Source organism: Bradyrhizobium sp. USDA 4449, from assembly GCF_054056275.1.
Window position 1 is genome coordinate 4825368 of record NZ_JBSRYD010000001.1, and the last position, 12251, is coordinate 4837618.

Genomic DNA, 12251 nt, shown 5'->3' on the forward strand with positions numbered 1-12251 from the left:
ATGGTTGGTGCGAAAATTGCAAAGGACGTGTTCGGAACGCTGCCGGACGGGCGCCATGTCGAGCGTATCGTGCTGCGTGGGGAGGGCGGGTTTGAGGTCCGCATCATCACCCATGGCGCGGTGATCCAGGCGCTCGTCGCGCCGGATGCCAAAGGCGGCTACGACGATGTTGTGCTCGGTCATGACGCCTTTGCCGGCTATCTCGCCGAACGTAAGTTCTTTGGCGCGACCGTCGGCCGCTATGCCAACCGCATCGCCGACGGGCAGTTCTCGCTCGATCGCGAGACCTTCCAGCTTGCAATCAACAATGGTCCGAATGCGCTCCATGGCGGCCTCGACGGCTTCGACCGCAAGCTCTGGGACGTTGCCCAGATCGACGACGGGGCTAACCCTGCGGTCACGCTAACCTACACGAGCCCGCATGGCGAGGAGAACTACCCCGGCAAGCTCGACGTCCGCCTGACCTATCGCGTCACCGGCCCGACAGAGCTGTCGCTGACGATGGAGGCAAGGACCGATCGGCCGACCATCGTGAACCTGACCAACCACAGCTTCTTCAATCTGGAAGGCGCCACGTCAGGCACGTCTGCACTCGACCACAAACTGACGGTCGCGGCCGAGCATTTCCTGGCCATTGACCCCACTGCCATTCCGTTGCCGGAACCGCCCCGTGCGGTGGCTGACACACCGTTTGACTTCCGACACGCTCACGCCGTCGGCGCGCGCATCCGCGAGAGCGATCAGCAATTGCACAACGGCAGGGGCTACGACCACACTTATTGCCTCGCGCGCGATGGCAAGCTCGCGCTCGCGGCCCGGCTGGAGGCCCCGCGCTCGGGGCGGGTGATGGAGCTGTTCACCGACCAGCCCGGCTTGCAAGTCTATTCCGGCAACTATCTCGACGGCACGATCTCGGGCAAGGGCGGCAAGCTGATCCGCCAATCGGACGCGTTGTGTCTGGAGCCGCAAATGTGGCCCAACTCGCCGAACCGGCCGGACTTTCCGAGCCCTCGCCTCGATCCCGGCGAGGTCTATCACCATCACACCGTCTATCGCTTTGCGGTGAGGTCGCCATGATGGAGGAGGTGCCGACATCCGTTCTTTCGGATCATCCCTGCCATCTTGGCGAGGGGCCAACCTATGACGTGACGACCGACACCGCCTGGTGGTTCGACATTCGTGAGGGGAAGCTGTTCGAGGCGCATCTTGGCCGCGGTGACATCCGAATCCACGCGCTCGGCCGGATGGCGAGCGCGCTGGGGCGGATCGACGCGGCACGGCAGTTGGTCGTCGCGGAGGATGGTTGTTACGTCCGTACCGTGGCCGATGGCGCGATGACACTGTTCTGTCCGCTCGAAGCGGATGATCCCACCACGCGCTCCAATGATGGCCGCGTGCACCAATCCGGCACGTTCTGGATCGGCACCATGGGGCGCAAGGCCGAGCGCGGGGCGGGGGCGATCTACGCGCTCCACCGCGGCAAGATCTCGACGCTGTTTCCGGGCATCAGCATTCCGAACTCGATTTGCTTCTCGCCGGATGGCGCGACCGGCTATTTCGCCGACACCGCCCGCGCCGTGCTCTATGCCGTGCCGCTCAATCCCGATACGGGGCTGCCGCGCGGCGAGCCGGAGGTATTGCTGCGCCACACCGGCGTCGGAGGGCTCGACGGGTCGGTGTGCGATGCCGACGGGCAGATCTGGAACGCCTGCTGGGGCGCAGGCCGGGTCGATGTCTATTCTCCGCAAGGCGAGCGCCTGCGCTCGCTGCGCGTGCCGGCCAGGCAGGCGAGCTGTCCCGCTTTCGTCGGTCCGGATCTGTCGCGGCTGCTCGTCACGTCTGCCTGGCAGGACATGGATGCGGAGGCGCGCGCCGCCGATTCGCTGGCCGGCTCCACTTTTGTGCTACAAGCCTCCGCGCACGGTCGCGCGGAGCCCGACGTCAAGCTTGCATAGGAGATCCGAAACCGACCTCTACCTGCGTACTGGACCAAAACCCAACAAACAGTCTGACACCCAAAGGGAGTGAAGCATGTTGAAATTGAAGACCACGTTTCTCGCGATGGCGCTGGCCGGCGCCGCAACTATGGCCTCGGGCCTCACCGCCTCCGCGCAGGACAAGGCAACCGTCGGCATCGCCATGCCGACGAAATCCTCCGCGCGCTGGATCGCAGACGGCGACAACATGGTGAAGGTGCTGAAGGAGCGCGGCTACAACACCGACCTGCAATATGCCGAGGACGACATTCCGAACCAGCTCTCGCAGGTCGAGAACATGGTGACCAAGGGCGCCAAGGCGCTGGTGATCGCCGCGATCGATGGCACCACGCTGTCGGACGTGCTCAAGCAGGCCAAGGCCAAGGGCATCACGGTCATCGCCTATGACCGCCTGATCCGCGGTACGCCGAACGTCGATTACTATGCGACCTTCGACAACTTCCAGGTCGGCGTGCTCCAGGCGGAATCGATCGTGAAGGGACTCGGCCTGAAGGACGGCAAGGAAGGACCGTTCAACATCGAACTGTTCGGCGGCTCGCCCGACGACAACAACGCCTTCTTCTTCTACAACGGCGCGATGTCGGTGCTTCAGCCCCTCATCGACAGCAAGAAGCTCGTCGTCGTGTCCGGCCAGATGGGCATGGACAAGGTTGCGACCTTGCGTTGGGACGGCGCCACCGCCCAGGCCCGCATGGACAACCTGCTCAGCGCCTACTACGGCAACAAGAAGGTCAACGCGGTGCTGTCGCCCTATGACGGCCTCTCGATCGGTATCATCTCCTCGCTGAAGGGCGTCGGCTACGGCAGCGCCGATCAGCCAATGCCGATCATCTCGGGTCAGGACGCCGAAGTGCCCTCGATCAAGGCGATGCTGCGCGGCGATCAGTACTCGACCATCTTCAAGGACACCCGCGATCTCGCCAAGGTGACCGCCGACATGGTCGATGCCGCGCTCGCCGGCAAGCAGGTCACGGTGAACGACACCAAGACCTACGAGAACGGCGCCAAGACCGTTCCGTCCTATCTCCTGAAGCCGGTCGTGGTGTACAAGGACAATTGGGAGAAGGTCCTGGTTGAGAGCGGCTACTACAAGAAGTCGCAGTTCCAGTAAGACTTTCTTCCCTCTCCCCGCGTGCGGGGAGGGGGTAGGGTGAGGGGCTCTCCACGGGGCGGTGACAGCCGCTCTCGCGGGGCCTGCGCCTCACCCGTACCAACGGCCGCGACCTCTCCCCGCAAGCGGGGAGAGGTGAATTGAATAGACGGGACGAAACCAATGACCGCCATGCTGGAGATGCGGAACGTCAGCAAGAGTTTTGCTGGTGTGCAGGCGCTGCGCGACGTCAACTTCTCGGTCGAGGCTGGCCAGATCCACGCCCTGGTCGGCGAGAACGGCGCCGGCAAATCGACCTTGATGAAGGTGCTGAGCGGGGTCTACCCGGCAGGCAGCTACGAGGGGACCATCGTCTTCGAGGGCGAGGAGCGCCGCTTCCGCGACATCAACGATTCCGAGGCGCTCGGCATCATCATCATCCACCAGGAGCTGGCGCTGATCCCGCTGATGTCGATCGCTGAAAACATCTTTCTCTCGCACCCGCCCTCCAGGCTCGGCGTGATCGATCGCGACGAGGTTTACCGGCGCACGCGCGAGCTGCTCGCGCAGGTCGGCCTCAAGGAGTCGCCGGATACGCTGATCACCGATCTCGGCGTCGGCAAGCAGCAGCTGGTCGAGATTGCGAAAGCCCTATCCAAGCGCGTGCGGATGCTGATCCTGGACGAGCCGACCGCGAGCCTCAACGAGGCCGACAGCGCCGCGCTGCTTGAACGGCTGATGAAGTTTCGCGAGCAGGGCATCGGCTCGATCCTGATCTCCCACAAGCTGAACGAAGTCGCCCGCGTTGCCGACCACATTACCGTGCTGCGCGACGGCCGCACGGTCGACGGTATCGACTGCCGCGCCGAGCCGATTCAGGAAGACCGCATCATCCGCAGCATGGTCAACCGCGATCTCGCCCATCGCTTTCCCGAGCGCAAGCCTCAGATCGGCGGGCCTGTGCTTGAGGTTTCGAACTGGTCGGTCTACCACCCCATTCATCCCGAACGGCAGGTGATCAAGAACGTCAATTTCGGCGTGAAGCGCGGCGAGGTCGTTGGAATCGCCGGGCTGATGGGGGCAGGCCGCACCGAGTTCGCCATGAGCCTGTTTGGCCGCTCCTGGGGCACCAATATCAGCGGCCGGATCGTGCTTGAGGGCCATGAGATCGCGCTGCCGAGCGTTGCCGCCGCGATCGACGCCGGCCTTGCCTATGTCACCGAGGACCGCAAGCAGCTCGGCCTGATTCTGGCTGACGATGTCCGCAAGAATATTACCCTGGCAAGCCTCGACCAGGTCGCGCCGCGGCGGGTGATCGACGATATCGCCGAGCTGAAGGTCGCCAGCGACTACCGCAACCGCATGCGGATCCGCTGTTCCGACGTCTACCAGGAGACCGGCCAGCTCTCCGGCGGCAACCAGCAGAAGGTCGTCCTGTCGAAATGGCTGATGACCGACCCCAAGGTGCTGATCCTGGACGAGCCGACACGGGGCATCGACGTCGGTGCCAAATACGAGATTTATTGTATCATCAACGAGCTTGCGGAGGCCGGCCGCGGCGTGGTGGTAATCTCTTCGGAGATGCCCGAGCTGCTCGGCATCTGCGACCGCATCTGCGTCATGAACGACGGCGCCTTCGTCGGCGAGTTCCGGGGCGCGGATGCGACACAGGAAAAGATCATGCGCGCCATCATGCGCAACGAACGAAGCAACGGTAACGGCGCGGTCGAGGCCGCGGAGATGGGAGGGTCGCAGCCATGACCGACAAGACGGTTTCGCTGCCTGAGGAGCGCCGGCACGGCAGCTTCATCAAGAACAATCTGCGCAACTACGGCATGCTGATGTCGCTGATCGCGATCATGCTGTTTTTCCAGGTCATGACCAGCGGCACGCTGCTGCAGCCGCTCAACCTGACCAACCTTGTGCTGCAGAACAGCTACATCGTCATCATGGCGCTGGGCATGCTGCTGGTGATCGTCACCGGGCACATCGACTTGTCGGTCGGATCGGTCGCCGGCTTCGTCGGCGCAGTCGCCGCTCTCCTCATGGTGACCTACAAGGTCGACTATACCCTCGCCTTCATCGCCTGTCTCATCGTCGGCGCGGCCATTGGTGCCGCGCAGGGCTATTGGGTGGCCTATTTCAAGATCCCGTCCTTCATCGTGACCTTGGCCGGCATGCTCGTGTTCAAGGGTCTCGCGCTCGCGGTGTTGCAGGGCCAATCGCTCGGGCCGTTCCCGTCGACATTCCAGAAACTGTCCTCGGGTTTCATTCCGGAACTGCTGCCCGAGACCGGTACGCTGCATCCGACATCGATGCTGATCGGCGCGTTGCTGGCGCTGGGGCTGGTCTACGCCAGCGCCAAGGGCCGCGCGCGCGAGGTCTCGCACGGCATCGAGGTCGAGCCCTACGCGTTCTTCCTCGGCAAGAGCGTGGTGCTCGCCTGCGCCGTGCTGTACTTCACCTATCTGATCGCGACCTATCGTGGCCTGCCCAACGTGCTGGTGATCATGAGCGTCCTGATCGCGCTCTATGGCTTCGTCACCCGCCGTACCGTGATCGGCCGGCATATCTATGCCGTCGGCGGCAACGCCAAGGCGGCTGGCTTGTCGGGTATCAAGACCGAGCGGCTGACTTTCTTCACGTTCGTCAACATGGGCGTGCTGGCCGCGCTCGCCGGGCTCGTCTTCGCCGCACGCCTCAACACCGCGACGCCGAAAGCGGGTCTCGGCTTCGAGCTCGACGTCATCGCCGCCTGCTTCATCGGCGGTGCCTCGGCCTATGGCGGCGTGGGCCGGGTCGGCGGCGCCGTGGTCGGCGCCATGATCATGGGTGTGATGAACAACGGCATGTCCATCCTCGGCATCGGCATCGACTACCAGCAGGTCATCAAGGGCCTGGTCCTGCTCGGAGCCGTCTGCATCGACGTGTATAACCAGCGGCGGTAGGTGGTCTCGTGGGTGGGCATCGGCGCGCAGCACCGGCCCCACCATCTTTCCCCGATTAAAAAGAAGTGGTGGGCGCGCCTCTGCCCTCGCTCCTTCGACCGACGGCGGACAAGTCGCTTTGCCCGCCTACCTGACGGAAAGGCCCGCCACGCCCCGAGACGCTCTGTTCCCTTGTGAGCTATTGCTCATCATCTGGGTATATGATCGAATGCGGGGATGGACCAGCGCCGGCCTGAACCCGATCTCATCATCTTCGATTGTGACGGCGTGCTCGTCGACAGCGAGTTGCTCAGCTGTCGCTGCCTGTCCGACGTCTTGGCGGAGTTCGGCTTTCAACTCAGCGTGGAGCAGGCGCTCGAGCTATTTCTCGGACGCAGCACCAAGGCGATCGAGGAGCACTATGGCGATCTCGGCCAGGCCTTGCCTGACGACTTTCTTCCGCGCCTGAAGGCCCGTGTGCTCGAGACGTTTGCGGGCGCGCTCCAGCCGATCCCCGGCGTCGGCGCGCTCCTGTCCGAATTGAATACGCCGCGCTGTGTCGCATCGTCGAGCGACCTCGACCGTGTCTCCTTGTCGCTTGACGTCACCGGCCTCGCGCCGCATTTCGGCGATCGGCTCTACACCGCGCAGATGGTCAGGCGCGGCAAGCCGGCGCCGGATCTCTTTCTGCACGCCGCCGGGAAGATGCAGGCCAGCCCTTCGCGCACGCTGGTGATCGAGGACAGTGTCAGCGGCGTACAGGCCGCCAAGGCGGCGGGCATGACGGTCTGGGGATTTGTCGGCGGTGGCCATTATCGCGCCCGCGATGGCCGGGCTATATTATCCGCTGCCGGAGCCGATCGGGTCTTCGCGCACATGAGCGATTTCTGGGAGGCGTGAGGCCGTATGGCCGCGGAGAACGAAAAATCAAGGCTCGATGACGCGGCGCGCGCCGGCTGGCTCTATTTCATTGCCGGCCACACCCAGGACGAGATCGCAAAGATGCTGCAGGTATCGCGCGCCTCGGCGCAGCGGCTGGTGTCGCTGTGCCTCGCCGAGCGGCTCATCACCTTCCGACTCGATCATCCGATCGCTGCCTGCATGGAACTGGCCGCACGGTTGAAGGAGCGGTTTCACCTCAGCCATTGCGAGGTCGTGCCGGCCGACTCTGCTGCGCCCCAGGCCACGGCCGGTATCGCCGAGCGGTGCGCCAACCTGCTCGATGCGACGCTACGCTCGGAGACGCCCGTGATCGTCGCGCTTGGCACGGGGCGGGCGGTGCGCGCCGCGGTCGAGCGCGTCACGCCGATCGACCGGCCCAACCATCAGATCGTCTCGCTGGTCGGCAACATCTCGGCCGACGGCTCGGCGAGCTTCTACGACACCGTCGGCCGTCTCGCCGACCGGACCGGCGCGCGGCACTATCCGATGCCGCTGCCGTTCCTGATGTCGTCCGAAGACGAGCGCAACAAGATGGTACGGATCGAGCCGATCGCCAAGGTGAAGGCGGTCGCGGCCAAGGCGGATCTGCGCCTCGTCGGCATCGGCCAGATGGACCAGAAGGCGCAGGTCCATGTCGACGGCTTTGTCACGCGTGACGAATTGTTCGAGATGATGCGGCAGGGTGCCATCGGCGAGATCACCGGCTGGGCCTATGATTCCAAGGGGCGACTGCTCAAGGCCGGCACCAACAAGCGCCTCACCAGCATTCCGCCGGAGGTGCCGGCGAAGACCACGACGATCGGGGCTGCAATCGGTGCGGCCAAGGTGCCGGCGATTGCGGCCGCCCTGAACGGGCGGCTGATCAACGGCCTGATCACCGACGAGGCCACCGCCAGGGCGATCCTGGAGCGCTGAGCTGGCGCGGCAACGGGATTCGGCTCCGTCTCCCGCTTGCGGAAGAGGTCGAGCAAGCCGTGGGCGCTCGGCTCGAATAATGATCATCATCCGCGCACGCACTACGCCGTCCGCTCCCGCACCGCAGCACTCATAAGTTGCCGAGATGCGTGCGCGCCTGCTTGACATCTGCCGCACCTCGGCCGAACATACGCTCAACGCGTGGGCATATGCTCAAAGCGCGAGTTGAGGGAGGACACCGTGAAACACGTTCTGGGCGCCGTCTGCGGCGCATACGTACTGCTTGCCGTCCCCGCGATGGCTGAAACGACCCTGACGATCGCCACCGTCAATAACGGCGACATGATCCGGATGCAGGGCCTGACCGGCGAATTCACCAAGGCAAACCCCGACATCTCCGTGAAATGGGTGACCCTCGAGGAAAACGTGCTGCGCCAGCGCGTCACCACCGACATCGCCACCAAGGGCGGCCAGTTCGACGTGCTGACCATCGGTACCTACGAGGTGCCGATCTGGGCCAAGAAGGGCTGGCTGGTGCCGCTCGCCAATCTCGGCGCCGATTACGACGTCGCCGACCTCCTGCCGAAGATCAGGGATGCGGTCTCCGTCGACGGCAAGCTCTATGCCGCGCCGTTCTACGGCGAGAGCTCGATGGTGATGTACCGCACCGACCTGTTCGACAAGGCCGGCTTGAAGATGCCGGAGAAGCCGACCTGGGACTTCATCATCGACGCCGCCAAGAAGCTGACCGACAAGAACGCTGGCGTCTACGGCATCTGCCTGCGCGGCAAGGCCGGCTGGGGCGAGAACATGGCCTTCCTCTCGGCCATGGCCAATTCCTACGGCGCGCGCTGGTTCGACGAGAAGTGGGAGCCGCAGTTCAACACGCCGGAATGGAAGACGACGCTCACGACCTACGTCAATTTGATGAAGGAGGCCGGCCCTCCCGGCGCGAGCTCGAACGGCTTCAACGAGAATCTGGCGCTGTTCAACGCCGGCAAGTGCGGCATGTGGATCGATGCGACGGTGGCGGCATCCTTCGTCACCAATCCAAAGGACTCCAAGGTCGCCGACAAGGTCGGTTTTGCGCTCGCGCCCAACGCCGGACTCGGCAAGAACGCCAACTGGCTGTGGGCGTGGAGCCTCGCCATACCCGCCGGCTCGAAGAAGGCCGAAGCCGCCGAGAAGTTCATCGCTTGGGCCACCAGCAAGGACTACACCAAGCTCGTGGCCTCGAAGGAAGGCTGGGCCAACGTGCCGCCGGGCACGCGCACCTCGCTCTACGAGAACCCTGAGTACCTGAAGGCCGCCCCGTTCGCCAAAATGACCTTGGCCTCGATCGACGCGGCGGACCCGAACCATCCAACCGTGAAGCCGGTGCCGTATGTCGGCGTGCAATACGCCGCGATCCCCGAGTTCCAGGGCATCGGCACGCAGGTGGGGCAGCAGTTCTCCGCCGCGCTTGCGGGCTCGATGACGGTCGATGCGGCGCTCGCCGCTGCGCAATCCGCAACCGAGCGTGAGATGAAGCGCGCCGGCTACATCAAATGAACCCGAGCTCTCCCTGAGCTCAAACTCGCGGCCATCCACTCCTTGCGCGATGGATGGCCGCCTTCTTCCTCCAAGCGGAGAGCCTGAGGATGGCAACCCGGCAGACGCAATTCCTGGCGCGGTCGCTCCTGACCCCGGCCGTCGGACTGCTGTTCATCTGGATGATCGTTCCGCTCGCGCTGACGATCTATTTTGCGACGCTGCATTACAGCCTGCTCGATCCCGGCTCGGAATCGTTCGTCGGGCTTGAAAACTTCCGCTACTTCCTCACCGATCCGGCCTTCCTCGCGTCGCTTCAGAACACGCTGGTGCTGGTCGGTTCGGTGCTGGCATTGACGATCCTGCTGGGTATTCCCCTGGCGCTGTTGATGGACCAGCCCGTCATCGGCCGTAACTTTGTCCGGCTCATGGTGATCGCTCCATTCTTCGTCATGCCGACGGTGAGCGCGCTGGTCTGGAAGAATTTGCTGATGCACCCGGTGTCTGGCCTGTTCGCCTGGCTCGCCAAGCTGATCGGGCTGACGCCAGTGGACTGGTTCAACGACCTGCCGCTGTTCTCGGTGATCCTGATCGTGGCCTGGCAATGGCTGCCATTCGCGACCCTGATCCTGCTCACTGCGCTGCAATCGCTCGACGAGGAGCAGAAGGAGGCAGCCGAGATGGATGGCGCCAGCGCCATCTCGACCTTCATCTACATCACGCTGCCGCATCTGGCACGCCCGATCACCGTGGTAATCCTGATCGAGACCATCTTCCTGTTGACCGTGTTCGCCGAAATCTTCGTTACTACCGGCGGTGGGCCCGGCCTGCAAACCACCAACATCGCCTTCCTGATCTATTCGCAGGCGCTGATCCAGTTCGACGTCGGCAGCGCATCCGCAGGCGGCCTCGTGGCTGTGGTCATCGCCAACGTCGTCGCCTTCTTCCTCGTCCGCATCGTCGGCCGCAACCTGGAAGCCTGACATCATGGCGCGCAAGTCAACCACACAGCAGGTAGCGATCTCGACGATCGGGGCATGGTTCTTCGGCTTCCTGATCTTCTTCCCGATCCTCTGGATGGTGCTGGCGAGCTTCAAGACCGAGCTCGAGGCCTTTGCCATCCCGCCATCCTTCCTATTCTTCCACTGGACCACGGAAAACTATGCGACGGTGCAGGAGCGCAGCGACTATCTGCTCCACGCCATGAACTCGATCATCATCGCCGGCGGTTCGACGCTGGTTGCGCTCGTGATCGCGGTCCCCGCGGCCTGGTCGATGGCGTTCTCGCCGACCAAGCGCACCAAGGATCTCCTGCTCTGGATGCTGTCGACCAAGATGATGCCGCCGGTCGGCGTTCTGGTCCCGATCTACCTGATCTACAAGATGTTTGGATTGCTCGATTCCCGCATCGGCCTCGTCTTTATCCTTTGCCTCGGAAATCTTCCGATCGTCATCTGGATGCTCTTCACCTATTTCAAAGAGATCCCGCGCGACATCCTCGAAGCGGCGCGCATGGACGGCGCCACGATCGGCCGCGAGCTCGTCTACGTGCTGACGCCGATGGCGATCCCGGGGCTCGCGTCGACCTTGCTGCTCAATCTGATCCTGGCTTGGAACGAGGCGTTCTGGACGTTGAACCTGTCGACCTCGAATGCCGCGCCGCTCACGACGTTCATCGCGTCCTATTCCAGTCCGGAAGGACTGTTCTGGGCAAAGCTGTCAGCGGCATCCACGCTGGCGATCGCTCCCATTCTCGTCCTCGGTTGGTTCAGCCAGAAGCAGCTCGTGCGCGGGCTCACCTTCGGCGCGGTGAAGTAAAAGGGGCTGGCGGAACATGGGTCAGATCACACTTCAGGGCGTACAGAAATCGTTTGGCCCGGTGCACATCATCAAGGGCGCGGATCTTGATATCGCCGACGGATCTTTCGTTGTCTTCGTCGGTCCGTCCGGCTGCGGCAAGACTACGCTTCTCCGGCTGATAGCGGGCCTTGAGGATGTCACGGGCGGCGCCATCCTGATCGATGGCAAGAATGTCGTCGACACGCCGCCCGCCAGGCGCGGGCTGTCGATGGTATTCCAGTCCTACGCGCTCTATCCGCATATGAGCGTGCGTGGCAATATCGGCTTCGGCCTGAAGATGGCGGGATTGCCCAAGGACGAGATCAACCGCAAGGTCGAGGCCGCCGCTGCGACGCTGAACCTCACGCCTTACCTCGACCGCAAGCCGCGTGAGCTCTCCGGCGGCCAGCGCCAGCGCGTCGCGATCGGCCGTGCCATCGTTCGCGAGCCCAAGGGGTTCCTGTTCGACGAGCCGCTGTCCAATCTCGACGCCGCATTGCGCGTACAGATGCGCATCGAGGTGACACGGCTCCAGAAGCAGCTCGGCACCACGGCGATCTACGTCACCCACGACCAGGTCGAGGCCATGACCATGGCCGACAAGATCGTCGTGCTCAACGCCGGCAAAATCGAGCAATACGGCTCGCCGCTGGAGCTGTACGAGCGGCCTGCCAACCTTTTCGTCGCCGGCTTCATCGGCTCGCCCAAGATGAACTTCGTGACAGGCGAAAGCGCCGCGCAGCAGGGCGCCGCTACGATCGGCGTTCGGCCGGAGCATCTCAAGATTGAGCGCGACGGTGGTGGCGGCTGGCAGGGCACGATCGCGGTGGCCGAGCACCTCGGCAGCGACACCTTTCTTTACGTCGATGCGGGGCCGCTCGGGATGTTGACGGCGCGTTACATCGGCGAATTGAGCCTGCATGCCGGCGACCGCGTGTCGCTGGTGCCGGACCCCGCCCGCATTCACCGCTTCGATGCCAGCGGCAATGCGATCAGGAACTAACAAGAAAC

Annotated in this window: 11 protein-coding genes; all 11 read left to right on the forward strand. The window is 63.8% G+C overall.

Annotation, left to right across the window (positions count from 1 at the left end):
• The 11 genes from ACVIIW_RS22430 (at window position 1) to ACVIIW_RS22480 (ending at window position 12243) form a co-directional block, all read left to right on the forward strand.
• On the forward strand, window positions 1-1077 hold the full coding sequence (locus tag ACVIIW_RS22430) for an aldose epimerase family protein (RefSeq protein ID WP_456702712.1): 1077 nt from the start codon (window positions 1-3) through the stop codon (window positions 1075-1077).
• A complete protein-coding gene (locus ACVIIW_RS22435) occupies window positions 1077-1955 on the forward strand; it encodes an SMP-30/gluconolactonase/LRE family protein (RefSeq protein WP_456705229.1) in 879 nt (292 codons plus the stop codon). Before ACVIIW_RS22430 ends, ACVIIW_RS22435 begins: the two co-directional genes overlap by 1 nt.
• 76 nt (window positions 1956-2031) lie before the next feature.
• A complete protein-coding gene (gene chvE / locus ACVIIW_RS22440) occupies window positions 2032-3108 on the forward strand; it encodes a multiple monosaccharide ABC transporter substrate-binding protein (protein ID WP_456702713.1) in 1077 nt (358 codons plus the stop codon).
• Between the two features lie 162 nt (window positions 3109-3270).
• Complete coding sequence (mmsA, locus tag ACVIIW_RS22445) at window positions 3271-4848, forward strand: multiple monosaccharide ABC transporter ATP-binding protein (RefSeq protein WP_456702714.1); 1578 nt, start codon at window positions 3271-3273, stop codon at window positions 4846-4848.
• Complete coding sequence (gene mmsB / locus ACVIIW_RS22450) at window positions 4845-6035, forward strand: multiple monosaccharide ABC transporter permease (protein WP_456702715.1); 1191 nt, start codon at window positions 4845-4847, stop codon at window positions 6033-6035. Before mmsA ends, mmsB begins: the two co-directional genes overlap by 4 nt.
• A gap of 216 nt (window positions 6036-6251) precedes the next feature.
• Window positions 6252-6914, forward strand: a complete 663-nt coding sequence (locus ACVIIW_RS22455; RefSeq protein WP_456702716.1) for an HAD family hydrolase — start codon at window positions 6252-6254, stop codon at window positions 6912-6914.
• Between the two features lie 6 nt (window positions 6915-6920).
• A complete protein-coding gene (locus tag ACVIIW_RS22460) occupies window positions 6921-7871 on the forward strand; it encodes a sugar-binding transcriptional regulator (RefSeq protein WP_456702717.1) in 951 nt (316 codons plus the stop codon).
• A 297-nt stretch (window positions 7872-8168) separates the two neighbouring features.
• Complete coding sequence (locus tag ACVIIW_RS22465) at window positions 8169-9422, forward strand: ABC transporter substrate-binding protein (RefSeq protein WP_456705230.1); 1254 nt, start codon at window positions 8169-8171, stop codon at window positions 9420-9422.
• Between the two features lie 89 nt (window positions 9423-9511).
• A complete protein-coding gene (locus ACVIIW_RS22470; protein ID WP_456702718.1) occupies window positions 9512-10384 on the forward strand; it encodes a carbohydrate ABC transporter permease in 873 nt (290 codons plus the stop codon).
• Between the two features lie 4 nt (window positions 10385-10388).
• Window positions 10389-11219: a carbohydrate ABC transporter permease gene (locus ACVIIW_RS22475; protein WP_456702719.1), complete on the forward strand. Its 831-nt coding sequence runs from the start codon at window positions 10389-10391 to the stop codon at window positions 11217-11219.
• A gap of 16 nt (window positions 11220-11235) precedes the next feature.
• Entirely contained in the window at window positions 11236-12243 is a 1008-nt protein-coding gene (locus tag ACVIIW_RS22480; RefSeq protein WP_456702720.1) for an ABC transporter ATP-binding protein, read from the forward strand.
• Window positions 12244-12251: the final 8 nt, after the last annotated feature.

Bases quoted from the DNA above. Each gene is read 5' to 3' on its own strand.
- ACVIIW_RS22430 (WP_456702712.1), top strand. From the start codon at position 1: ATGGTTGGTGCGAAAATTGCAAAGGACGTGTTCGGAACGCTGCCGGAC.
- ACVIIW_RS22435 (WP_456705229.1), top strand. From the start codon at position 1,077: ATGGAGGAGGTGCCGACATCCGTTCTTTCGGATCATCCCTGCCATCTT.
- chvE (WP_456702713.1), top strand. From the start codon at position 2,032: ATGTTGAAATTGAAGACCACGTTTCTCGCGATGGCGCTGGCCGGCGCC.
- mmsA (WP_456702714.1), top strand. From the start codon at position 3,271: ATGACCGCCATGCTGGAGATGCGGAACGTCAGCAAGAGTTTTGCTGGT.
- mmsB (WP_456702715.1), top strand. From the start codon at position 4,845: ATGACCGACAAGACGGTTTCGCTGCCTGAGGAGCGCCGGCACGGCAGC.
- ACVIIW_RS22455 (WP_456702716.1), top strand. From the start codon at position 6,252: ATGGACCAGCGCCGGCCTGAACCCGATCTCATCATCTTCGATTGTGAC.
- ACVIIW_RS22460 (WP_456702717.1), top strand. From the start codon at position 6,921: ATGGCCGCGGAGAACGAAAAATCAAGGCTCGATGACGCGGCGCGCGCC.
- ACVIIW_RS22465 (WP_456705230.1), top strand. From the start codon at position 8,169: ATGGCTGAAACGACCCTGACGATCGCCACCGTCAATAACGGCGACATG.
- ACVIIW_RS22470 (WP_456702718.1), top strand. From the start codon at position 9,512: ATGGCAACCCGGCAGACGCAATTCCTGGCGCGGTCGCTCCTGACCCCG.
- ACVIIW_RS22475 (WP_456702719.1), top strand. From the start codon at position 10,389: ATGGCGCGCAAGTCAACCACACAGCAGGTAGCGATCTCGACGATCGGG.
- ACVIIW_RS22480 (WP_456702720.1), top strand. From the start codon at position 11,236: ATGGGTCAGATCACACTTCAGGGCGTACAGAAATCGTTTGGCCCGGTG.